The 22,546-nt window shown below is 75.2% G+C and carries 21 protein-coding genes; 11 read left to right on the plus strand and 10 right to left on the minus strand.

Going from position 1 to position 22,546, the window contains the following annotated elements:
- Nucleotide 1: 1 nt before the first annotated feature.
- Both thpR and AB0D01_RS35235 read left to right on the plus strand, forming a co-directional pair.
- On the plus strand, nucleotides 2–604 hold the full coding sequence (gene thpR, locus AB0D01_RS35230) for an RNA 2',3'-cyclic phosphodiesterase (protein ID WP_363062645.1): 603 nt from the start codon (nucleotides 2–4) through the stop codon (nucleotides 602–604).
- Nucleotides 605–653: 49 nt separating this feature from the next.
- Nucleotides 654–1,415 carry a DeoR/GlpR family DNA-binding transcription regulator gene (locus AB0D01_RS35235; protein WP_363062691.1) on the plus strand — a complete coding sequence of 254 codons (762 nt, stop codon included), beginning with the start codon at nucleotides 654–656 and terminating at the stop codon, nucleotides 1,413–1,415.
- Nucleotides 1,416–1,474: 59 nt separating this feature from the next.
- On the opposite strand, the gene AB0D01_RS35240 is transcribed toward AB0D01_RS35235, so the two are convergent.
- Nucleotides 1,475–2,137 carry a hypothetical protein gene (locus AB0D01_RS35240; RefSeq protein WP_363062647.1) on the minus strand — a complete coding sequence of 221 codons (663 nt, stop codon included), beginning with the start codon at nucleotides 2,135–2,137 and terminating at the stop codon, nucleotides 1,475–1,477.
- 4 nt (nucleotides 2,138–2,141) lie between these two features.
- The gene (locus AB0D01_RS35245; protein ID WP_363062649.1) at nucleotides 2,142–3,107 is read right to left on the minus strand and encodes a LysR family transcriptional regulator; all 966 of its coding nucleotides are present in this window, start codon (nucleotides 3,105–3,107) and stop codon (nucleotides 2,142–2,144) included.
- 246 nt (nucleotides 3,108–3,353) lie between these two features.
- Between AB0D01_RS35245 and AB0D01_RS35250 the strand changes: the two genes are divergently transcribed.
- On the plus strand, nucleotides 3,354–4,739 hold the full coding sequence (locus AB0D01_RS35250) for an MFS transporter (RefSeq protein ID WP_363062693.1): 1,386 nt from the start codon (nucleotides 3,354–3,356) through the stop codon (nucleotides 4,737–4,739).
- Nucleotides 4,740–4,823: 84 nt separating this feature from the next.
- Here the strand turns inward: AB0D01_RS35250 and AB0D01_RS35255 are convergent, their stop codons facing one another.
- The 3 genes from AB0D01_RS35255 to AB0D01_RS35265 all read right to left on the minus strand — a co-directional run bounded on the left by AB0D01_RS35255 (nucleotide 4,824) and on the right by AB0D01_RS35265 (nucleotide 8,328).
- On the minus strand, nucleotides 4,824–6,548 hold the full coding sequence (locus AB0D01_RS35255; RefSeq protein ID WP_363062651.1) for an acyl-CoA dehydrogenase family protein: 1,725 nt from the start codon (nucleotides 6,546–6,548) through the stop codon (nucleotides 4,824–4,826).
- A 160-nt stretch (nucleotides 6,549–6,708) separates the two neighbouring features.
- Complete coding sequence (locus AB0D01_RS35260; RefSeq protein ID WP_363062653.1) at nucleotides 6,709–7,266, minus strand: PadR family transcriptional regulator; 558 nt, start codon at nucleotides 7,264–7,266, stop codon at nucleotides 6,709–6,711.
- A 186-nt stretch (nucleotides 7,267–7,452) separates the two neighbouring features.
- Complete coding sequence (locus AB0D01_RS35265) at nucleotides 7,453–8,328, minus strand: hypothetical protein (protein WP_363062655.1); 876 nt, start codon at nucleotides 8,326–8,328, stop codon at nucleotides 7,453–7,455.
- A gap of 467 nt (nucleotides 8,329–8,795) precedes the next feature.
- On the opposite strand from AB0D01_RS35265, the gene AB0D01_RS35270 reads away from it, so the two are divergent.
- The 5 genes from AB0D01_RS35270 (at nucleotide 8,796) to AB0D01_RS35290 (ending at nucleotide 14,882) form a co-directional block, all read left to right on the plus strand.
- Entirely contained in the window at nucleotides 8,796–9,989 is a 1,194-nt protein-coding gene (locus AB0D01_RS35270; protein WP_363062657.1) for an amidase, read from the plus strand.
- A gap of 441 nt (nucleotides 9,990–10,430) precedes the next feature.
- Nucleotides 10,431–11,033, plus strand: coding sequence for a toxin-antitoxin system, toxin component (locus tag AB0D01_RS35275; protein WP_363062659.1), 603 nt, complete (start codon nucleotides 10,431–10,433; stop codon nucleotides 11,031–11,033).
- A gap of 2 nt (nucleotides 11,034–11,035) precedes the next feature.
- The gene (locus AB0D01_RS35280; RefSeq protein WP_363062661.1) at nucleotides 11,036–12,217 is read left to right on the plus strand and encodes an MAB_1171c family putative transporter; all 1,182 of its coding nucleotides are present in this window, start codon (nucleotides 11,036–11,038) and stop codon (nucleotides 12,215–12,217) included.
- Nucleotides 12,214–13,443 (plus strand): MAB_1171c family putative transporter, encoded by a 1,230-nt coding sequence (locus AB0D01_RS35285; protein ID WP_363062663.1) that lies wholly within the window; start codon nucleotides 12,214–12,216, stop codon nucleotides 13,441–13,443. Before AB0D01_RS35280 ends, AB0D01_RS35285 begins: the two co-directional genes overlap by 4 nt.
- Entirely contained in the window at nucleotides 13,440–14,882 is a 1,443-nt protein-coding gene (locus AB0D01_RS35290; RefSeq protein ID WP_363062665.1) for an FAD-dependent oxidoreductase, read from the plus strand. The genes AB0D01_RS35285 and AB0D01_RS35290 overlap by 4 nt, the downstream gene beginning before the upstream one ends.
- A gap of 42 nt (nucleotides 14,883–14,924) precedes the next feature.
- Here AB0D01_RS35290 and AB0D01_RS35295 read toward each other — a convergent pair whose 3' ends face one another.
- Nucleotides 14,925–15,284, minus strand: a complete 360-nt coding sequence (locus AB0D01_RS35295) for a hypothetical protein (RefSeq protein WP_363062667.1) — start codon at nucleotides 15,282–15,284, stop codon at nucleotides 14,925–14,927.
- Nucleotides 15,285–15,468: 184 nt separating this feature from the next.
- Nucleotides 15,469–16,875 (minus strand): FAD-dependent monooxygenase, encoded by a 1,407-nt coding sequence (locus AB0D01_RS35300; RefSeq protein ID WP_363062669.1) that lies wholly within the window; start codon nucleotides 16,873–16,875, stop codon nucleotides 15,469–15,471.
- 94 nt (nucleotides 16,876–16,969) lie between these two features.
- Here AB0D01_RS35300 and AB0D01_RS35305 point away from each other — a divergent pair, with 94 nt between their 5' ends.
- Nucleotides 16,970–17,620: a TetR/AcrR family transcriptional regulator C-terminal domain-containing protein gene (locus AB0D01_RS35305; protein WP_363062671.1), complete on the plus strand. Its 651-nt coding sequence runs from the start codon at nucleotides 16,970–16,972 to the stop codon at nucleotides 17,618–17,620.
- Between the two features lie 221 nt (nucleotides 17,621–17,841).
- Nucleotides 17,842–18,945, plus strand: coding sequence for a mechanosensitive ion channel family protein (locus tag AB0D01_RS35310; protein WP_363062673.1), 1,104 nt, complete (start codon nucleotides 17,842–17,844; stop codon nucleotides 18,943–18,945).
- A 44-nt stretch (nucleotides 18,946–18,989) separates the two neighbouring features.
- Here the strand turns inward: AB0D01_RS35310 and AB0D01_RS35315 are convergent, their stop codons facing one another.
- From AB0D01_RS35315 to AB0D01_RS35325, 3 genes are all read right to left on the minus strand, one after another.
- Nucleotides 18,990–19,421 (minus strand): VOC family protein, encoded by a 432-nt coding sequence (locus AB0D01_RS35315; RefSeq protein ID WP_363062675.1) that lies wholly within the window; start codon nucleotides 19,419–19,421, stop codon nucleotides 18,990–18,992.
- A gap of 131 nt (nucleotides 19,422–19,552) precedes the next feature.
- The gene (locus AB0D01_RS35320; protein WP_363062677.1) at nucleotides 19,553–19,834 is read right to left on the minus strand and encodes a hypothetical protein; all 282 of its coding nucleotides are present in this window, start codon (nucleotides 19,832–19,834) and stop codon (nucleotides 19,553–19,555) included.
- Between the two features lie 10 nt (nucleotides 19,835–19,844).
- Nucleotides 19,845–21,626: a S8 family serine peptidase gene (locus AB0D01_RS35325; RefSeq protein ID WP_363062679.1), complete on the minus strand. Its 1,782-nt coding sequence runs from the start codon at nucleotides 21,624–21,626 to the stop codon at nucleotides 19,845–19,847.
- 287 nt (nucleotides 21,627–21,913) lie between these two features.
- On the opposite strand from AB0D01_RS35325, the gene AB0D01_RS35330 reads away from it, so the two are divergent.
- Nucleotides 21,914–22,456 carry an FABP family protein gene (locus tag AB0D01_RS35330; protein WP_363062681.1) on the plus strand — a complete coding sequence of 181 codons (543 nt, stop codon included), beginning with the start codon at nucleotides 21,914–21,916 and terminating at the stop codon, nucleotides 22,454–22,456.
- Nucleotides 22,457–22,546: the final 90 nt, after the last annotated feature.

Raw genomic sequence — 22,546 nt, forward strand, 5'->3', positions numbered from 1 at the left:
CATGACCGAAGAGATGCCAGGGGCGACCGTTCGCGTGTTCATCGCCCTCGCCCCGCCCGACGATGCGAAGGAGGAACTGGAGAAGGAGCTGCGTCCCGCCTACGACGCCCACCCGCGCATGCGCTGGAACCGGATCGAGGACTGGCACATCACGCTCGCCTTCCTCGGTGAGCTCCCGGTCGCGACCGTCCCCCTGCTGAAGCCGCCCCTCGCGGCCCTCGCCGCCTCCCACCGCCCCCTGGAGCTGGCCCTGCGCGGCGGCGGCCACTTCGGGGAGCGCGTCGCTTGGACGGGCGTCGACGGGGACGTCGACGGGCTGCACCTGCTGGCCGCCGAGGTGCGCGCGCTGGTCAAGGAGTGCGGGGTCGCCCTGGAGGACCGGCCGCTGCGCCCGCACCTGACCCTGGCCCGCTCCCGACGGGAGGATCCCTTCCGGGCGGCGGACGTCGCCGACGGCCTCGCGGGGTTCACCGGCCGACGGTGGGAGACCGAGCGGCTGCACCTGGTCGGCAGCAACTTCGGCCGCGGCCCCGAGCCGATCCGCTACCGCGACATCGAGGCGTGGCCCTTCGACGGCGGGAACGGAGCCGTCCGAGCGGAGTAGGGTCCGTTCCATACAGGAGCGAACCCACATGAAACGGATCCGATCCCACATGTACGCACCCGAGCGTCAGCACCGGATCGTGCGGCTGGCCCAGGAACGCGGCCGGGTCGACGTGCCGGCCCTCGCGGAGGAGTTCGGCGTCACGCAGGAGACCGTACGACGGGACCTGAGCGCCCTGGAACGGGCGGGACTGCTGCGGCGGGTGCACGGCGGCGCGCTGCCGGCCGGGGGCCTGCGCCTGGAGCCGGGGCTGGCCGAACGCGACTCCACCGCCGCCGCCGCCAAGGACCGCATCGCCAGGGCCGCGCTGGCCCTGCTCCCGGAACGGGGCAGCCTGCTCCTGGACGCCGGGACCACCGTCTCCCGACTGGCCGCGCTGCTCCCCCTGGAGTCCACCCTCACGGTGGTCACCAACGCACTGCCGGTGGCCGCCCGCCTCGCCGAGCACCCGGAGCTCGACCTGCACCTCGTCGGCGGGCGGCTGCGCCGGCGCACGCAGGCGGCCGTGGACGCCTGGGCGCTGCGGGACCTGGCGGACATCGAGCCCGACGTCGCCGTCGTCGCGACCAACGGCTTCTGCGCCCGGTCCGGGCTGACCACCCCCGACCTGGCCGAGGCGGCGGTGAAACGGGCCATGGTGACCGGCGCCCACCGGGTGGTCCTGGTCGCGGACTCCACCAAGTACGGCGTCCGGCACTTCGCCCGCTTCGCGACCCTGGACCAGGTGGACGTGCTGGTCACCGACGCCGACCTGACCGACGAACAGACCGGCGAGATCACCGCCCTGGGACCCGAGGTGATCCGGGCCTAGGGTGCGGCGAGGTCGCCGGCCGGCTGACGTCCAGCGGGTCGCGGGGGCGCCCCGGGCGGTCAACCCGAGGCGCCCACCTCGTTGTTCGGGGCGCCGTCACCGACCGGCGGGAGGTCGCCGCGGGTCGGGGGCGGGCCGGCGTCGCCGCGCGGGGCGGGCAGGACGGCGTCCAGTTCGGCGTCGCTCGCGGGGTGGGCGGCCTTCGCCGCCTCGCGGAGGGTGGCGCGGTCCACCTTCGCCGGATCGGCGGCGAGCCGTACGAGGAGGCCGTCCCGCTCGACCGCGTAGGCGTGCTCCCCGGCGTCGCCCGCCCGGTACCACAGGCCCCCGTCGGGCACGCACCCCCGCCCGCAGACGGTGTCGAGCGGGCGCCGCTCGGCGGTGAGGTCGATCCGCGCGCCCGTGCCGGTGTGCACGTACGTCACGGAGAAGCCGTCGTCGCCGCTGACTCCGGCGGACTGCACGGCCGGCGCGAAGCCGGGGGCGCCGGTGACGTAGACGTTCTCGACGGCGATCTGCGCGGCGCGGGCCCGGGCCTCCAATGCGGGGCGGTCGGGGACGGGGGCGGAGGGCGAGACGGAGCCGGAGCCGGAGCCGGAGCCGGCGACCACCGTGCCGCAGGCGGCGAGCGCCAGGCCGAGCGGCAGGGCCGCGGCCGTGGCGGCCCACCGTCGAACGCGGGGGTGTCGGTGCGGGAACGGTGTGCGGGCGGCAGGAGTCATGGGGTCATCGTGCCCCGGACCCCTCGCCGCCCGCACGGCCCCCCGCCCCCGCCCCCGCCTCCGCCCCCGGCACCAGGTCGCGGGCGCAGGCCCGCAGCCAGGCGTGTGCCGGGTCGGCGTCGTGGCGTGGGTGCCAGGCGATGCCGAAGGGCAGCGGCGGCAGTTCCAGGGGGACTTCGAACGTCACCAGGCCGAGGGCCTCGGCCTGCGGCGCGGCCTGGGTGGCGATCAGGCCGATCAGGTCGGTCTCCCGCAGGACGAACAGGGACGCGGGGAAGGAGCCGACGCTGCCCACCACCCGGCGCGTCAGGCCGCGTTCGGCGAGGGCGGCGTCGATCGGGCCCTGCATGCGGCCCCTCCGGGAGACGATCAGGTGCTCCCCGGCGGCGAAGCGGCGCGCGGTGAGTCGGCCGCGCAGCAGCGGATGGCCCGTGCGGACGACGCCCAGCATGCGTTCGTCGTGGAGGTGCTCGATGCGCACCTCGGGCGAGCGGGTGTCGATGACGCCGATCTCCAGGTCGGCGATGCCCTCGCGGAGCGCGGGCACGTCCACGTGGCTCTCCGAAAGGAACCGCAGCCGCACGCCCGGGGCCTCCCGGCCCACCCGGCCGAAGAGTTCGGCCCCGAAGGAGGCGGCGAAGGCGTCGTGGGCCAGGACGGTGAAGGTGCGGGTCAGGGTGGTCAGGTCGACGCGTCCGCCCGCGAGGAACAGGGCGCGGGCCCGCTCGACGACGGCGCGGACCTCGCCCTGGACGGCCAGCGCGTGCGGGGTGGGGACCATCGAGCGGCCCGCGCGCACCAGCACCGGATCGCCGAGGGCCTTGCGGATGCGGCCCAGGGTGCGGCTCATGGCGGGCTCGGAGAGGTGGAGCCGGGCGGCGGCGCGGGAGACGCTGGACTCCTCCAGCAGGACGTCGAGGGCGACCAGCAGGTTCAGGTCCAACCCCGTACTCGATTGCGTCACACGCATACACCCCTTGCGGAACATGCACTGGAAAGCAGGTCAGCGCCACCCTACGGTGGACGGCGGGGCCGGTCGCCGGGCCGAATCCGCCCGCCCTCCCCCGCTTCCACCACCCGATCGCTTCGACTCCCTGGAGGAGCCGTGCTCCGTCATGCCCGCACACCGGCCCCGGACGATCCGTCCGGCACGGGTGAGACCGCCGCCTCGCCCCGCGCGCGCGACCGCCACCCGTCGGCGCCCGCCGCGTCCGGACTGTCGCGGCCCGCCCTGTTGACGCTGTGCGCCTGCGTCCTCGTCGCCCAGGGCATGGTCGCCGCCGTCAACCTGCTGATCCCCCAGCTCGCCGCCTCCTCCCTGCGCCCCGGTGCGGGCGAACTGCTGTGGGCGGTCGACGCGTACGTGATCGTGTTCGCCGCCCTGCTGATCCCGGCCGGGGCCCTGGGCGACCGCTACGGGCGCAAGGGGGCCCTGCTCGGCGGACTCGCCCTGTTCGCGGTCGGGGGCGCCGTCAGCGCCCTGGCCGGGGATCCGGCCGTGCTGATCGCCGGGCGCGGGCTGTGCGGCGCCGGGGCCGCCCTGATCATGCCCGCCACCATGTCCGTACTGGTGCACCTGTCACCGCCCGAACAGCGCGGGCGGGCCCTGGCCACCTGGACGCTCGCCGCGGGACTCGGGGGGCTCGCCGGGAACGTGGGCGGCGGTCTGGCCGGGGAGTTCCTGACCTGGCGCGCCCTGTTCTGGGCCGTGGTCCCGCTCGCCGCGCTGCTGGCGCTCGCGGTCGCCCGCACGGTGCCCCGTACGCCCGCGCGCCCCGAGGCCGCCGTCGACCCGCTGGGCGCCCTGCTGCTCGCGGCGGCGCTGCTCGCCCTCGTCTACGGGATCATCGAGGGTCCCGGGTACGGCTGGACCTCGGTCCGCGTGGGATCCGCCTTCGGGGCGGGCGCCGGTCTGCTGGCCCTGTTCGTCGTGCGCGGACTGCGCGCCGCACGGCCGCTGTTCGATCCCCGGATCTTCCTCTCGCGCCGCCTCAGGGCCGGCGCGCTCGGCATCGGCGCGGCCTTCTTCGGGCTGTTCGCCCTGTTCTTCGTCAACGCGCAGTACCTCCAGTACGCCAAGGGTTTCTCCCCCGCCGTGACCGGTCTCGCGATCGTGCCGCTGACCGTCGGCATGGCGGTGGTGCCCCGGTACGGGGCGCGCCTGCAGGAGCGGGTGGGGCCCCGGCTGCCCGTCGGCCTGGGGCTCGGGCTGATCGGCGCGGGACTGCTGCTGGTGTCGACGGTGGGGGCGGACACGCCGTACGCGGTGTACGCCCTCCACCTGCTGGTGCTGTCGGTCGGTACGGGGCTCTGCGCGCCCTCCCTGACCCTCAGCGTGGTCGCCTCCCTGCCCGCGCACCAGGCGGGGCTGGGGGCCGGGATCAACACGGCCGCGCGGGAGATCGGGGCGGCGCTCGGCGTGGCGGTGGTCGGGACGGTGCTGGCCTCCCGGTTCCGGGGGGACCCGACGGATCCGGCGCAGGTGGCGGCGTTCACCGACGCGATGGGGGTGGCGCTGCGCACCGTGGCGGTGGCGCTGCTCGTGGCCGCGGCCACGGTGGTCGCGGGGTACCGGGGCGGCGGCGCGGGGCGCGAGGCCTGACGGCCCGGCCCGTCGCACCCGCGGCCGGGGCGGCCGGGGAACGCCCGGGGCGGCGGGGCCGCCCCGGGCGGGGTGTCACGGGTGTCAGGGAGCCATCTCGTAGGCGCCGGCCAGCGATTCGACGCGGGCCCAGACGCGGGCCGCGCGGTCGGCGTCGACGACGGGGCGGCGGACCGCGCCGAGGGCCCACTCCTGCTGCGCCCCGGTGGCGGAGTCCTTGCCGTGCAGCTCGACCGCGTGCGCGGAGAAGTCGCGTACGAGGACGGAGAACAGCTCGTCGAGGACGTCCTCGTCGAGTCCGGTCAGGCGGGCCTGCTCCAGGATCAGCTGGCCGTGCACGACCAGCGCGAAGAGCTGGCCGACGGCGAGCAGCAGGTCGAGGTCGCGGCTCTGCTCCTCGTCCGGGGCCGCGGTGGCGACGAACTCGCACAGGGCGTCGGCCTGTTCGCGGAAGCGGGCCACGTTGGGCACGTTCGCGTACGCGTCGTAGGCGGGGCGCCAGTCGTGGAAGCGCACGGAGCCCAGACCACGGGCCGGGCCCTGGCGGAAGAGGAACGCGTCGTCGGCCGAGTCCAGGCGGGTCGGCACGGCGGCGTACTCGGCCGAGTCCAGGAGGTGGTTGCGCATGAACTTCAGGATGAGTGCGAGGTTGACGTGGACCGTGCCCTCCAGCTTCGGCAGGCCGCGGATCTCGACGGCCGCCTGGGCGAAGTAGTTGTCCTTCTCGAAGCCCTTGGCGGCGATGACGTCCCACATGAGGTCGATGACCTTCTCGCCCTCCGTGGTCACCTTCATCTTCGTCATCGGGTTGAAGAGGAGGTAACGGCGGTCGTGGGGCCCGGCGGTGCGGAAGTAGTCCACGGCCCGGTCGCTGAACAGCTTCATGCCGACCAGGCGCACGTAGGCGTCGGCGAGTTCGCGGCGCACGTGCGGGAAGGCGGTGACGGGGCGGCCGTAGAGGACGCGGCCGTGGGCGTGGGTGACGGCCTCGTACATCGCGTGCTCGCAGATGCCGATGGAGGCCGTGCACAGGTTGAACTTGCCGACGTTGACGGTGTTCAGCGCGGCGTCGAAGGCGGCCCGGCCGGTGTGCAGGATGTCCTCGGCGGCGACCGGGTAGTCCTCCAGGCGGAACTCGCTGACGAACTTGGAGGAGTCGACGACGTTCTTCACGAGCCGGTAGGCGCTGTGGCGGCTGTCGGCGGCGAAGAAGACGTACCCGTCGGGGCCCTCCACGTCGGTGCGACGGCCGAAGACGGAGACGAGGCCGGCGGCGTTTCCGTTGCCGATGTAGTACTTGGAGCCGGTGGCGCGGAAGCCGCCCGCGCCGTCGGGCTCCAGGAGCATGTCGGTCGAGTAGATGTCGGCGCCGTGCGTCTTCTCGGACAGGCCGAAGGCGAACACCTCGCCCTCGCGCAGCAGTTCGGCCGCGCGGGTGCGGGCGGCCTCGTTGTCGCTCTGCCACACGGGGCCGAGGCCGAGGATGGTGACCTGCCAGGCGTACCAGTAGTCCAGGCCGTAGAAGCCGAAGATCTCGTTCAGGGCGGCGATGCGGGCGGTGTCCCAGCGCTTGTCCGACTCCCCCTCGCCGGCGGCGGAGGCCGGCGTCAGGAAGGTCGCGAAGAGGCCCTCCTTGGCGGAGAACGCGAGGAAGTCCGCCAGCCAGGCGCGGGTGCGGTAGTCCTCGATCAGCCGGCGCTTGCCGCGGGCCTCGAACCAGTCGACGGTGGCCCGCAGCAGGCGGCGGGTCTCGGGGTCGAAGTGGGCGGGGTCGTAGGTGTTCGGGTTGAACAGCAGCGGGTCGGTCATGAGGGGTCGCCTTTCGGAGATCGGAGATCGGAGGCAGAAGCGGGTGCGGCGCGGGCGGGGCGGGCCGGGTCCGGGTGGCGGAGCCGGCCGCGCCGGGAGGTGCGCCCGGGGGCCTCAGGGGCCTCGGGACAGGGGGCGCCGGAGCGCGCGGCCGCCGGGGTCAGCGGGCGGCGGCGAGGCGGTGCAGCGTGGCGAGGACGTCGTCCAGCCAGGCCAGCATCATGCGTTCGTAGGCGATGCCGCCGCGCAGCACGACGTGTTGCAGTTCCGGGCCGGGATCGCCCGGCGCGGGGGCGTCCGGGCCGGTGAAGTCGCGCAGTTCCCCGGCCAGGTAGTGGGTGAGCCGGTCGGTGTGCTCCCGGTGGTGCCGCTCGACCTCGCGGATCAGCGCCGCCGGGTCGTCGTAGGCCGCGCCCCGGATCTTCACGGCCAGTTCGTGCCGGACGCTGTCGGGCCGGATCGGCTCGCGCAGCCAGGCCGCGAGGGTCTCGCGGCCCGCGGCGGTGACGGAGTACTCCTTCTTGTCCGGCCTCGTCCGTTGCGCGACGTCGAGGACGTCGAGCCGGCCGTCGTCCACCATGCGCCCGAGGACGCGGTAGATCTGCTGGTGGGTCGCGGTCCAGAAGTAGCCGATGGACCGGTCGAACCGACGGGCCAGCTCGTAGCCGGAGCCGGGCTTCTCCAGGAGGGAGACGAGGATCGCGTGCTCGAGCGCCATGCCCCGATCCTTCTATGCAACTCGTTGCATAGACAAGCGCCGGCGCTTCGGTGAGACGAGGGTCACGGAGCGTCCGCACGGATGACGGCGGGCGGCGGACGGGTCCCCCGGAGGGGCCCCGTGCCACCGGGCGGGCGGCGGGACGGGGCACCGCGCCGGCGGGCCCCGGGCGGCGCCCCGACGGGATCAGCCGATCGGCTGTCGGGCCTCGGCGCGGACCTTGAGGGTGAGCGCGGCGACCTCGTCGAGGTCGACGGACGAGGGGGCCCGGCTCGCCGTCTCGGGGGTGACGACCGCGACCGAGGCGCCCGTGTTCCCGTCGGCCCAGGCGCACATGGGCAGGGTCGCGGTGGCCCCGTTCTGCGTCGAGGTCAGCACCTGGCAGGTCAGCGTGGTGTCGGAGCCCTGCGGGGTGACGTCGCGCGCGGGGACGGCGACCTTGGCGCCGTCCGCCTCCGCGGCGCCCTCCGCCATCTTCCTGCGGGCCCGCGCCGGGTCCTTGAACTGCCCGTACATGCCGGACATGACGAGGACGCTCGCCTCGGTGGGCGAACCCGCGGTGTACTGCCCGACCGCCGGCCGGGCGTCGCGGACGCTCGGGTCCCAGGTGCCCTTGAGGGCGGCGGCGCCCTGGGTCTGGGACAGGTCCTCGACCAGGGCGAACTTCCCGTCCACCAGCGTCTTGGGCACCGTGAGGCGGTGCGTGGCCGCGGGGAAGCCGGCTCCGCTCACCGCCTTCCCGGCGGCGGCCAGCCGGTTCACCGCGAAGCCGGCGATGCCGAGGCCGGCGAGCGAGGCCACGACGATGCCGATCACGAGGCCGGTACGGCTCTTGCGCGGCGGCGGGCCCATCGGCGGCTGCCCCCAGCCGCCCTGGCCGGGGTACGGCTGCTGCGGGTACGGCTGCTGCGGGGCGCCGTAGGGCTGCTGTCCGCCGTAGGGCGTCGGCGGCTGCCCGCCGTAGGGCTGTTGACCACCGTACGGGTGGGGTTGCTGCGGGGGCTGTTGGGGCGGCGGGGGTCCGTACGGGCCGGCGGGGCCCGGGGGAGGTGGCGTGCTCATGACCGAAGCCTATGCAGTGCGACCCGGCCGGCCACGGGTGGGGAGGGGAGCGTTCCGCATCGGCGGGCCCCAGGCCCGGACGTGCCCCGGGTACGCCGCTCCCGGGTCGGGCAGGTCCACCGAGACGTGCACCGTGAGACCGGCGGCGCAGGCCGTGCGGTCCCGGACGGGTGACCGGGAACCGTGAGCGGGGGCGGCCGGCGCCGGGGCGGGTGGCGGCGGGACGGCCGGTGCCGGGGCGGGTGGCGCGTCGGGACGGGTCGTGCCGGGGCGGCCGGCGCATCGGGGCGTCGACGCCTCGGGACGGCCGGTGCGTCGGGACGGCCGGTGCGTCGGGACGGCCGGTGCGTCGGGGCGGCCGGTGCGTCGGGGCGATCCCCCCACCCCTCGGGGCGCCGCCGGCGGCGGGGTGCGATGATCGGGCCGGCTCCGGCGGGACGGTCCGGGGCGGATCGGGAGGTGGCGCGGTGGGTGTTCCGTCGGGGGGTTCCGACCAGGACCCGTGCGCCTGCGCGGTGGCCGCCGACGTCAACGCGGGCCGGGTCCCGGCCGGCGCGCCCGCCGAGGAGGCGCTGGCCCGGATCTCCGCGCGCGACCCCCGGGTGCGGGCCTTCACCGCCGTGTGGCCCCGCATCGCGGCCGGACGGGCCGCCGACGTCGCCCGGCGGGTCCGGGCGGGCGAGCGGCTCCCGCTGGCCGGGGTGCCGCTGGCGGTCAAGGACACCGAGGGGCTGACGTCCCGACAGTCGGCCCTGCTGCTGGCGGCCGGCTGCGTGCCGGTCGGCGCGACCTCCACCCCCGGCCGGGGCACGCGGTGGCAGACCTGGGGCGCGACTCCCGACGGCCCCACCCTCAACCCGTACGATCCGCTGCGCAGTCCGGGCGGTTCCTCCGCCGGCTCGGCCGCCGCCGTGGCGGCCGGGATGGTGGCGTTGGCCACGGGCAGCGACGGCGCCGGATCGGTACGCATCCCGGCCGCCTGGTGCGGGGTCGTCGGGCTCAAGCCGACCAACGGCCGGGCGCCGTCCCGGGACCGCGCCGGCCTGAACGTCGCCGGGCCCCTGGCCCGGCACGCGTGCGACGCGGCGCGCTACCTGGACGTGCTGACGGGCTCCCCCGTGGGACCCGCCCCCCGACCGCCCGCCCGGCCGCCGGCCGTCGTCTGGTCCCCGACGCTGGGCCTCGCCGCGACCGACGGGGCCGTCTCCGCCACGGCCCTCGCCTTCCTGGAGGCCCTGGTCGCCGTCCGGGCCGTGACCCCTCGGGAGTTCCCCGTACGCCTCACCGATCCGGCGCGCGCCTGGCATGACCTGCGCCGGTCCGGGAAGGGGGACGGGACCGGGACGGCGACCGACGGGCGGGAGGCGGAGCGTTGCCGGGCCGCCCTGCGGGCGGAGTTGGACGCGGTGTTCGCCCGCGCCGACCTGCTGGCCACGCCGACCACCCCCAACCCGCCGCACGGCCACGAAGGACCGGGCGAGGTCATGAGCGTGGCCCTGACCTGGGCGTTCAACATCAGCGGGCATCCCGCGATCAGCCTGCCCGCCGGGTTCACGGCCGCCGGGGAGCCGGTCGGGCTGCAACTGGTCGCCCCCGCCGGCCGGGAGGCGGACCTGCTGGCCGTCGCCGCGGCGGCGGCCGAGGCGGACCTCCCCGGCTGAGCGGCCCCGTGGGCCGGGCGGCACCGTGGGCCGGGCGGCCCGGGGCAGGCGGCACCGGCCGGGCGGCACCGGGGCGGGCGGTGGAGAACCGGCGGTCCGCGGTCGGCGCCGCCCCGGAGCCGCGCCGGCCCGGGGCGGGCAGTAGCGTAGGTTTCCCGCCAGACGGCGCCATGTTGGCCGGGGACGGGCGGTCTTGCCGCCGGCCCCGTGACAGAGTCGGCCGCGTGTGCCGTCGGCGGGACGGGAGCGGCGCCCCGGCGCGTACGCGGCCTTCCGGGGCCGCGGACCGGTCCGGGAGGGTGGTCAAGGCCGCGTACGGGAAGGCGGGGAGGCGGGGCCACGCGTCGGCGCGCGGGGTCGAGAACACGAAGGCACGACGGCACGACGGCACCGGAGCACGAAGGCATCAGGGCACGAGGCACGAAGGCATGGGGGACGGCGATGATCGGTGTGTTCAGGCAACGGGAGATGCGGCAGTCGGTCGGCGCCCTGGTGGAGGCGGTCGGCCACCTGGAGGCGCCCGCGTCGGGCGAGGCCGTGTGCCGGGCGCTGTGCGAGGCCATGGGCCGGCGGCGCGGGCGGCGGATCGAGTTCCGCACGACCTCCTTCCCGCCGGGTACCGCCAGCGGTCTCGCCCTCGACCTCGGCGAGCGCGACCTGGTCATCGTGGAGAAGCTGACCGCTCCCGACCACCAGGTCATCATCACCGGACACGAACTGCGCCACCTGGAGCTGGGGCACTGTCACCAGCACCTCGACGAGGGTTCCGTGGCCGCCCGGCTCCTCGACCACGACGCCGACCTGCGCGGCGTGGTGACCTCGGTGCTGTCGGTGGCCGGCCGGCAGAGCCCCGCGCTGGTGGAACGGGACGGGTCCCGGGCCCGCCGGCAGCAGCGGGAGGAAGAGGCGGCCGAGCAGTACGGCCTGGAACTGGCGCACGCGGTGCAGCACCTGCTGGCTGCACCCGGCCCGACCCCCTTCGACCGGGGGACGACCTCCGGACGGATCGGGGCCGCCCTCGGCCATCCGGGCGGCAGAGGCTGACGGTGTCGGATCCCCTCTTCCTGATCCCGTCGGTGTTGGGGGCCGTGGCGATCCTGATGCGGCTGCCCAGCCTGCTGCGCGATCCCCGCGACCCGCTGCTGCGGGCCGTGACGGCGTTCCTGTTCTCCACCACCGGGGTCTTCTTCTTCGGGGCCGTCCCGATGATCGCGAAGGTCAACGCGGTGAGCGGGATCCCGAACCTCGCGGCCCCCTTCGTCTACACCTGGGTGATGGCGTGCTCCGGCTCGGGGATCGTGCTGGTCATCAACTGGCGCGGGGGTCCGCCCGAGCGCATCCGGCGGGCCAGTCGGGGCTGCGTCGCGGGCTACGCGGCCCTGAGCGTGGCCCTGTTCGTCCTGTTCGCGCTCGGGGACGCGCCGGTCGAGCGGCTGCGCGACCTGGACACGTACTACGCGAACACCCCGTACATCCGTGAGATGATCGTCCTCTATCTGCTGGCCCACGGAGCGGCGGCCGTGACCATGTCATCGCTGTGTTGGCGCTGGTTGCCGCACGTCACGGGAGAGCTCCGGGCGGGGCTGGCCCTCATGATGGCGGGATACGCGCTCACCCTCGGCTACGCCCTGTGCAAGTTCGCCGCCGTCGGCGCACGGTGGGCGGGCCTCGACTGGGACGTGCTGAGCACCGATGTCGCCCGCGCCCTCAGCGCGGCGGCGGCCCCCCTGGTGGCGTTCGCCTTCGGGGTGCCGCTGGTCGTGCAGCGGCTGCGCGAGCCCTGGCGGGACTGGACCCGCTACCGGCGGTTGGGGCCCCTCTCGCGGCTGGTGGGGAACCTCGCGCCGCGCGCCACGACGGTGCGGATGGTGCTGCTCTGCCCCGTGGGCGTACGTCGGCTCCAGCGCGAGTCCGCGATCCGTGACGGTCTGCTCACCCTGAACCCGTACTTCGACCTCGGGCTGCGCGCCCGCGTGTTCGAGGCGGCCCGGGCGCGCGGCGCGTGCCCGGACGAGGCGTCGGCCGGCGCCGACGCCGCCATGTTGCTGGCCGCCGTGCGCGCGTTGCGCGCGGATCCCGAGCGGCGGGTGATCACGTCGTCGCGCGGTCTGCAGGAAGGGACGGGCGAGTACGGCGATCTCGTCCGGATCTCGCAGTCACTGTCACACACCCCCGCCGGCAACGGAGCCGGGCCGCGTGGTGTCCGAGCCTCAGGGGGCACCTCATGAACAACGCGCACTACTACGTCCTCGTCGCCCTGCTGTTCGCGGCCTTCGCGCTGCGCGGGCCGGGGGTGCTGCGGTACTGGCGCGATCCACTGGTCCGTTCGGTGTCGGTGCTGTTGCCCCTGGCCGCCGCCGTGTTCTTCTTCGCGGCGCCGCCGACGGTGGCCAAGGTGAACGCGCTGACGGGCGTGGCGAACTTCTCGGCCCCCCTGGTGTACGGGATCGTCGCGGCCCTCAGCGCCGCCCTCGTCAATCTGACGATCACCTGGCGGGGCGGCCCCGAGGAGCGGCGTCGCTCCGCCACCCGCTGGTGCGTCGGCGCCTACGGGGTCCTGATCGCGACGCTGTTCACGCTGTTCGCGCTCGGGGAGGCGCCCGACGAGCGGCTGCGGGACTTCGACACGTACTACGCGAACACGCCGTTCGTCCGCGAGATGATCGTGCTGTACCTGCTGGCGCACGCGTCGGCGAGCGCGATCCTGGCCTCGCTGTGCCGGCGTTGGGCGCGCGACGTGGCGGGACTGCTGCGCGTCGGGCTGCTGATCATCGTGTACGGGTCCGCCCTCGCGCTCGTCTATGACACGTGCAAACTGGCGGCCGTGGGCGCGCGCTGGACGGACCACGACTGGGACGTCATGAGCACGACGGTGGCGCCGGTGGTCGCCTCGGTGGCCTCGCTGTTCCAGTGCGTGGGCCTGGCCCTGCCGTCCGTCGGGCACGGGGTGGCCCGGCAGTGGCGGGCCTGGTCGCAGTACAAGCGGCTGGGTCCGCTGTGGCGGATCACGCGCGCGGTGACCCCGTACGAGCTGGTGCGCCTGCCGTGGTGGTCCTCGCTCGGCAAGCGGCACCTGCGCCGGACCTGCGACATCCGCGACGGGCTGCGGCTGCTGACGCCCTATTTGGAGCGGGAGACGGAACCGGCCGGGGAGTTCGGCGTCCGGCCCGACGGCGGGCCCTCGGCGCAGGCGGCCCCCGGGCGGGGCGGCGGGCCGACGGGCGCGGGCGGTCTCGCGCCCGGGTCGGCGCGGTACGTCTCCCTGGTGGTGGCGGCGTACCGGACGCTGCGTCCCGGTGCGGTGGATCCCGGGTCCGGCGGGTTCGAGACCATGCTCCAGGGCGACGACGACAAACTGGTCCGGCTGTCCGACGCGGTGCGCGTCCTCGCGGTGCTCGACGCGGCCCCCGACTCGCCCCGTCCGCCCGCGACACCCCGGAGAGCGGTGACATGACCGACCCTCGCGACCTCCGGTCCCCGTTCGGGCGGCGACGGGCCGTCGTCATCGGCGGGAGCCTGGCCGGCGCCCTGGCCGCCGCGGCGCTGCGCGACGTGGTGGACGAGGTCCTCGTGCTCGACGGCGACGGGCTCTCCGACGGGACGGCGGCGCGCCGGGGGCTGCCCCAGGGCCGGCACGCGCACCTGTTCTGGAGCGGTGGGGTGCGGGCCGCCGAGCAGCTGCTGCCCGGGGTGACCGACCGGTGGCTGGCGGCGGGGGCGCGGCGCGTGCCGATCCCCACCGGGATGGTCGGCTTCAGCGCGCAGGGCTGGTTCCGGCGTTGGGGTCGGGCCGAGACCCATTTCGTGATCGCGTGCACCCGTCCGCTCCTGGACGCCGTGCTGCGCGAGGCGCTGACGGCCCGCCCGGGCGTGCGGGTGCTGGAGCGCAGGCGGGTGGTGGGCCTCGTCGGCAGCGCGCTGCGGATCACCGGGGTGCGGGTGCGCGGGGCCGACGGTCGCGAGGAGGTCCTGGAGGCGGACTTCGTGGTCGACGCGAGCGGTCGGGGGTCGCGGGCTCCCGCGTTCCTGCGGGCGTTGGGGGTGCCGGCCGCGCCGGAACGCTCCCTGGACCTGGGTCTGGTGTACGCGACGCGGGTCTTCCGCGCCCCCGAGGGGGCCGAGGGTTTCCCGATCGTGGCCGTGCACCCGCTGCCGCGGACCGGGCGTCCCGGGCAGGGCGCGAGCATCCTGCCCGTCGAGGGCGGGCGGTGGATCGTCACGGCGGTGGGCACCCGAGGGGGCGAACCGAGCGGGGCGGCCGCGGACTTCGAGTCCTTCACGCGGGGGTTGCGCCACCCGATCGTCGGCGAGATCATCTCGCGGCTGGAGCCGCTCACGGACGTGGCGGTCAGCCGCAGCACCCGCAACACGCGGCGCATGTTCGAGCGGGTGCGGCGTTGGCCGGAGCGGTTCGTGGTCCTCGGGGACGCGCTGGCCGTGTTCAACCCGCTCTACGGGCACGGCATGTCGGCCGCCGCGCGGGCGGCGCTGGTCCTGCGGAACCTGGTGCGGGTGGACGGGGTGGAGGCGCCGCGGCTGGCGCGCCGGGTGCAGCGGGCCGTGGCCCGGCCCGTCTCCGCCGCGTGGGACCTCGCGGTGGGGCAGGACGTGTTCTTCCCCGGGGTGCGGGGCGGCGGGCCGAGCCGCCGGGACCGGGTGGTGGCCGGGTACGTCGACCGGCTGGTGCGCACGAGCTGCGGGGACTTCGCGATGGTGCGGGACCTGACGGCCGTGACCTCGCTCCAGGCGCCGCTGGCGACGCTGGTGCGGCCGCGGGTCCTGCTGGGCGCCGCGCGCGGGCCGCTGTTGCCGCCGCTGTCGGGTCCGCCGCTGTCGCACCGCGAGCGGGCCCTCGTACGGCTCGACGGGGGGCCGGCGCGGGCCTCCGGGTGACGGTCGCGGAGGCCGGCCCGGGCACGGACGCGGACGCGGGGGTCAGTGGATCACGCGGAAGCTGCGCCAGGGCCGGGTGTGGGGGGCCGTCACGTTCGAGAGGGTGGTGGCCACGTAGGTGCCCTCGGGGCGGTCCTCGTCCTCCTTCGCGCAGTCGAGGGAGCGGTAGAGGACGATGTCGACGAGGGTGTTGTTCTCCACGTGGGCGGCGCCCTCGGGGAGGGCGATGGGGTGGCAGCCCCGTACCAGGGTGTTGGAGTAGCTCACCTCGACCGGCGAGTCGTGCGAGCGGAAGCTCAGCATGCCGACGGTGCTGCGCCCGAGGCCCGAGCAGGCGGTGGCGGTGAGCAGCAGTGCGGCGGCCCCGGTGATGACGCCGATGCGCCGGCGGTGGGTCGTCATGGCACGGTCCTCGTCTGTGTGGTGACGGCTGTCCTGGCCACAGCCTGCATCCGGGGTGTCCGCCCGGCATCCGTTGCGCGGCCGGGCGGATGAATCCCCGGCGGGTGTGCGGGGCCGGCCCGGCCGCGCGGCGGCGCGGTGTCGGGGTGTCGGGGGCGTACGGGCGTCAGGGGGCGTGCGGGCGTCAGGGGCGGACGAAGGCCGCGGCGTAGCGGGCCGCCTCCCGGGGGCTGTGGCCGACCCAGCCGAGGTGGCCGTCGGGGCGGACGAGGAAGAGGCCGTCGCCGTAGGGCGCGTACGAGGGGATCCGTACGGTGGGGACGCCGGGGAGGTGGGGCGGCTCGGCGTGGGGGCCGACGGCGAGCAGGGTCCAGTGGGGGCCCCGGTAGGCGTCGAAGAGGCGGATGCCGCCGGGGGCGCCGTCGGGGGCCCGGTCGCCCGCGCGCAGGGCGTCCTCGGGCAGGTCGGGGCGGGTCTCCACGGAGATCGGGGAGCGGCGGTAGCCGAGGCCGAGCTGGCGGGTGGCGGCGCCGCGTCGGGCCTCGCCGCGGTGGATGCGGGTGGTGAGGCCGAGCATGTCGGCGGCGACGGGTCGGCGTTCGTGCTCGTAGGTGTCGAGGAGGGCGGCGTCGGCGGCGCCGGTGAGGACGGCCGCCAGTTTCCAGCCCAGGTTGTAGGCGTCCTGGACGCTGGTGTTCAGTCCCTGGCCGCCGGCGGGCGAGTGGACGTGGGCGGCGTCGCCGATCAGGAGGACGCGGCCGTCGCGAAAGCGGTCGGCCAGCGCGGCGCGGGGTCGGAAGTCCGAGGCCCAGCGCACCTCGGTCACGTCCTCGGGGGCCAGGTGGGTGCGGGCGGCGATGGTCGCGCGGACGCCTTCGGGGCCGGTGTCGATCCGGGTGCCCGCGGGGAAGCGTGCGGCGATCTGGAAGTCCCGGGTGCCGGCGAGCGGGCAGATCGCGAGGAAGTCGGCGGTGTCCGAGGGCGGGAAGACGTGCCAGTTGTCGCGGTCGAGGCCTTCGATGCGTACGTCGGCGACCAGCATGGGGTGGGGGTCCACCTCCTCGCCGGTCATGGGGATGGCGAGGGCGCGGCGCACGGTGGAGCGGCCCCCGTCGGCGGCCACGAGGTGGCGGGCGCGTACGGGGGCACCGGTGGCGAAGGCGGCGGTCACGCCGTCCGCGTCCTGCGCGACGCCGGTCAGTTCCCGGCCGAAGGCCACCTCGCCGCCCAGTTCGCGCAGGCGGGCGTGGAGGATCTCCTGGGTGCGCCACTGGGGAACCATCCAGGGCTCGCGGTGGGCGGAGCCCTCGTCGAGGTCGTTCTCGTCGAACATCCGGTACTCGCCGCGGCGGCGCCCGTCCTGCCAGATCATGCCGACCGGGTAGGGGCCGCCGGCGGCCCGGATCTCCTCGCCCACGCCGAGGTCGTCGAGGACCTCCAGGGTGCGGGGCTGGAGGCCCTTGCCGCGCGAGCCCGGGAAGAGCGTCGCGGAGCGCTCCACGACGAGGGCGCGGGTGCCCCGGCGGGCGAGGTCGACGGCGAGCGCCAGTCCGGCCGCTCCGGCTCCGACGATCAGTACGTCCGTGTCCACGATCCCACTCCTTAACACCGTTAAGTACATGACCGTCCGAGGGTGCACTTAACAGCGTTAAGCCGTCAAGCGCGGCGGCCGTTAAGCTGTCGCCGTGGCTACTCGCAGATCCCCCAGGCTGGACAAGAAGCAGGCCGTCGAGACCGCGCTGCGCCTGCTGAACGAGGTCGGCCTGGACGGGCTGAGCCTGCGGGCCATCGCCAAGGAGCTGGACGTCCAGGCCCCCGCCCTGTACTGGCACTTCAAGAACAAGCAGGACCTGCTCGACGAGATGGCGACGGAGATGTACCGCCGGATGGTCGCGCGGGGGCGCCCCGCCCCCGACGCCGACTGGCGCGAACGGCTCCTGGAGGCCAACCGGGGCCTGCGCGCGGCCCTGCTGGACTACCGCGACGGCGCGAAGGTCTTCAGCGGCACCCGCTTCACCGGCACCGAGCACGCGGAGCGGATGGAGGCGGAGCTCGCCGCCCTGGTCGGGGCCGGTTTCACGCTGCCGCAGGCGGTGCGCGCCACCACCACGACCTACCTCTTCACCCTCGGCTTCGTCACCGAGGAACAGGGCGTCCAGCCCCTGCCGGGCGAGCGCCGGGAGGGCTTCGACGTGGCCGAACGCGCGGCGCGCATGGCCGCCTTCCCGCTCGCCGCGGCGGCGGGCGCCGACCTCTTCCAGGACTACGACGCGGGGTTCGAGGAGGGGCTGCGGCTGGTGGTCGAGGGCATCGAGGCGCGCTACCGCACCGCCTGAGGGGCCGTCACCGGTGTCCCGTCCGCCCCCCTGCGAGGGCCGTGACCGTATGGGAGAGGATGGCATTCCGTTCCGATCGCGCACACGCGTCCGAACGGGGACACCACGCAACACGACCCGACAGGTGACAAGGTGACGACACGACACATACGGCGCCCGGCGACACCCCTCGCCTCCGCTTCGCCCTCCGGAGCGGCCGCGGGCCGATCGGAGGCGGTCCGTTGACCCGCGACCTCGTCCTCCACGACTGGATCGTGGCCGCCATCGCCCTGGCCTCGGGCTGCGTCGCCGCCCTGCTGCTGCGGGTGCTGATGAAGTGGCTCGGCAAGCACGCGAGCCGCACGCGTTGGAGCGGGGACGACGTCATCGTCGACGCGCTGCGCTCGCTCGCCCCCTGGGCGGCCGTCATCGCCGGCGCGGCGGTGGCGGGTTCGGCGCTGCCGCTGACCGCGCGGATCTCGGGGGTGGTGAACCAGACCCTCACCGCCCTGCTGATCTTCATCGCGACGCTGACGGCGGCCCGGGTCGTCGCCGGGCTCGTCCGGGCCGTGGCCGCCTCCCGTACCGGGGTCGCCGGCTCGGCCACCATCTTCGTGAACATCACGCGCGTCGTGGTCCTCACGATGGGCGTCCTGGTCGCCCTGGAGACCGTCGGGGTGTCCATCGCACCGCTGGTCACCGCCCTCGGCGTCGGCGGTCTCGCCGTGGCCCTGGCGCTCCAGGACACGCTCGCCAACCTCTTCGCGGGCGTCCACATCCTCGCCTCGAAGACCGTCCAGCCGGGCGACTACATCCGTCTGAGCAGCGGCGAGGAGGGCTACGTCGTCGACATCAACTGGCGCAACAGCGTGGTGCGCAACCTGTCGAACAACCTGGTCATCATCCCCAACGGCCGGTTGGCCAAGACCAACATGACCAACTACACGCAGCCGGAACAGAAGCTGACCATCCTCGTGCAGGTCGGCGTCGGCTACGACAGCGACCTGGAGCACGTCGAGCGGGTGACGCTGGACGTGGTCGACGGGGTGATGGCCGACGTCCTCGGCGCCGACCCCGGCCACGAGGCGGCCGTCCGCTTCCACACCTTCGCGGACTCCCGGATCGGCTTCACCGTGATCCTCGGGGTCGGCGAGTTCAGCGACCAGTACCGCATCAAGCACGAGTTCATCAAGCGGCTGCACCGGCGCTACCGGGCCGAGGGCATCTCGATCCCCGCCCCCACCCGTACGGTCTCCCTCCACCACGCCGACGGGGGCGCGCCGGTGCCGACGCTCCCCCACCAGCGCGACGCCCCGCCGACGGTCCTGGCCGACAGCGGTCGCTGACCGGCGGTCCGCCGGGCCCCGGGCCGCCTCAGCGCCGGGACAGCTCAGCGCCGGGACAGCTCGCTCGGGGCCTCCTGGACGACCCAGCCGTTGCCGTCGGGGTCCTCGAAGGTCAGGAACGAGTTCCAGGTGCCGCCCTTGCCCTCCTCCCAGCCCGTGGCCCCGACGTGCCGGACCGGGGAGACCTCGACCCCCCGGTCCAGCAGCGCGGCCCGGGCCGCCTCGATGTCGGTGACGCACAGTTGGAGACCGTGCAGGGTGCCCGGGGCCATCGTCCTCGTCCCCGGCGCGGGCGGCATGCCCTCCAGCAGCGCGATCGAGCACCGGGAGCCGGGCGGGGTCAGCTGCACGACGCGCGTGCCGGGCGCCACCTCGTCGTCCACGTCGACGGCGAAGCCGACCGCGTCGGCGTAGAACGCCTTCGCCCGGTCCACGTCCGTGACGGGGACCGGGACGACCTCCAGCGTCCAGTTCATGGGAAGCCTCCTCCTGGGTGCGGGCCCTCCCCGTACCCTGCTCGACCCCACCCTCCCGCACCCGGGCCGACGCGCCGCCGAGGGCACCCGGCGCGTCGGGGCCGGGACCGGACCGGACGGGCCCGGACGGGTCACCGCGTCGGGCGGCGGCTCCCGGACAGGGAGAGGGAGTGCACCCACGGCTCGGCCGACAGGGACTCCACGTCCCGGCGCGAGAGGGTGCCGGTGAGCACCGTACGGTCCGGACCCTCGCCGTCCGCCCCCTCCACCCCGGCCCCCCTCAGCCGTTGCCACTGCTCGGGCGACGGCCGCTGCGTGAGCCGGACCAGGACCGACAGGTCCCGGGCGGCCGGGTCGCGGCCCTCGGCGTCCACGGCGAGGGAGAGGGCCGCGTCGAGCTTCCCGTAGTCCATCGGCCGACGCTCAAAGACCGGTGGCGTCGAGGAGCCCGTGGCCCCACTTCGGGTGGAAGGTCCCCGCACCGCCGCCGGGCACGCGGGCGTTGGCCTTCAGCAGCTCCTTGAACCCCTCGGGGTCGCAGGTCGCGTCGCGTTCCAGCACCAGCGCCGCGATCCCCGCGATGAACGGGGAGGCCATGCTCGTCCCCTGCATCCCGACGTCGCGCGGGCTCGTGATGAACTCCCGCGGCTGGTCGCGGGCGTCGCGCGACAGCGAGGAGATGATGATGGCGCCGGGCGCCGCGACGTCCGGCTTGGGCGTCCCGTCGCGCAGCGGCCCCTCGCTGCTGAAGGAGGCGATGTCGCCGAGCTCCAGCCAGGGGGCCCGTTCCTCGACGCCGTCGATGTCCTTCCACTCCGTACGGGTGGTGGCGGCGGCGACCGTGACCGCCGAGGGGGCCGCCCCCGGCGAGCCGATCTTCAGCGCGTCGTGCACGACCGGCCCGCTGAACTGCGGTTGGGGCCGCGCGTCGGGGCCCCCGAGCATCCACACGTCGACCGTCCCGTCGGCGACGCTCTCCCCGCGCACCAGCAGCCGCCACGGGCCCCGGGGCGCCCCGGGACCGAGCGGCTCCGGTTGGACCTGCACGAAGAAGTTGACGTCCCCGTTGTCCGGGCTGGGGCCGGGGGTGACGATCTGGACCAGGCCCTCGTCCAGCTCGAACTCCGCCGCGGGGCTCGCCGACGTGCGCACCGGCCGGAAGGGCGTCGTCACGCCGGAGGGGGTGGCCATCGCGATCTCGAAGCGGTCGCCGCCCCCGTACCAGCCGTTGAGCGCGAAGACGTCCGGCTCGCCGTCGAGGATCCCCGGATGGCAGGGGACGGAGCGCACCGCGCCCTCCGCGATCCGCAGGCGGGCGTGGATGTCGTCGTCGCCCTCGTTCCCGGCGGCGCACACCACGATCCGGCCCGGCCCCGACTCCTCCTCGATCGCCCGGGACATGGCGTCGGTCCCGTCGTGCGGGTCGGAGTGCCCGCCGAGGCTCAGGTTGACCACGGCCGGCAGCCCGAGGTCGCGCGCCACCCGGAAGACGTACTGGACGGCGTCGATGATGTGCGCGTCCTGGAAGTCGGTCTTCACGATCACCAGACGGGATCCGGGGGCGACCCCGCTCGTCCCGGCGGCGATGCCCGCCACGTGGGTGCCGTGCCCCTCCACGTCCCGGGACAGCGTGCCCGAAGCCCCCGCGCCCGGCTGGGGTTGGCGGAACTCGGCGCCGTACCGGCCCTCCGGCACCCCGTCGCCGCCGCGGATCGTCTGGTCCCAGATCCGGTCGATCCGGCCGGCGAACGCCGGGTGGCGGGGGTCGATGCCGGTGTCGACCACGCCGACGACGACGCCCTGGCCGTCGGTGCCGGAACTCTCCCGGAACCGCTGTACGTGGACCTTCTCCTGAGCCAGGTTCAGGCACGGCCGCAGGCGCGTGGAGGGCACGATGCGCCGCACGGCGGGGTGCGCGGCGAGGCGTTCGAGCGCGTCCAGGGCGACGATGGCGGTGCGGACGGTGCGACCGCCCGCGTTGACCACCACGCCGTCCCCGAGGCCGTGTTCGTCCGGGCCCTGCCCGAGGTCGGCCTCGGGATCACAGATGAGGGACACCACCATGCGCAGCGGCTTGGCCCGTTCGCGTACGGAGACCAGGCCGAGGGTGCGGGCCTGGGGGGCGAGCGGGGCGCGTCGACGGCCCTGCTGTTCGTAGCGTTCGTAGACCGCCGCCAACGGGGGCGCCAGCTTGGTGAAGTCCATGGCCGCTTCTCCTTCTCACCCGGGGGAACCGGACGTGCCGGTCTGCGGGCCAGGGTCGACCCGGCGCACGGCGGCCCGGCGGGCGACGGGGCCGCCCGGATTCGAACGTCACACGATGTGAGGACGCCGCGTGCCGGCCGGTCGAGCGCGCGGGGGCGGTGTGCGCACCGGACGTGCGCCGTCCGCTCCCCCGCCGGGGTACGGTGCCAGGCGGCGCGGTCCGGGCGCGCGGGCAGGGCTGGTCCGGGGCGCGCGAGCGACGTCATCCACGAACAGACAAGGTGAACATGTTCGATTCGGTGCAGGAGAATCCGTACCCCGACAGCCACGTCCTCGGCGAGGGCGCCCCGCCGCACCCCCAGCTGACGCCGGTGCTGGCGCTGCTGGGGCGCTGGCACGGTCGGGGGGAGGGCCACTACCCCACCCTGGAGCAGGACTTCCGGTACGAGCAGGAGGTGACCTTCAGCCACGACGGGCGGCCGTTCCTGCGTTACGAGGCCCGTGCCTGGCTGGTGGACGGGGACGGGGCGCCGGTCCGTCCGGCCGGGCGCGAGGCGGGCTGGTGGCGGGTGACGCCGGACGCCGGGCTGGAGGTCGTGCTCGCCCACCCGACGGGAATCGTCGAGACGTACGTGGGCGCGGTGTCGGGTACGGAGATCGAGATCGAGACGAAGGACGTGGCGCTGACCCCGCTGGCCAAGGAGGTCACCGCGACGCGCCGGCACTACGCCCTGGACGGGGACCTGCTGACGGTGGTCCACGACATGGCGGCGGTGGGGCAGCCCCTGCAACACCACCTGACGACGCGGCTGCGGCGCCGCTCCTCCTGACGGGCGACGGGCCCGCCGCCCCGGGGTCGCAGACGGGCGGCTTCCGAGGCCATGGAGGCGCGGGCGGTGCGCTGGTCGGCGGCCGTCCAC

This window comes from Streptomyces sp. NPDC048606 (assembly GCF_040650855.1).
Lineage (GTDB): Bacteria > Actinomycetota > Actinomycetes > Streptomycetales > Streptomycetaceae > Streptomyces.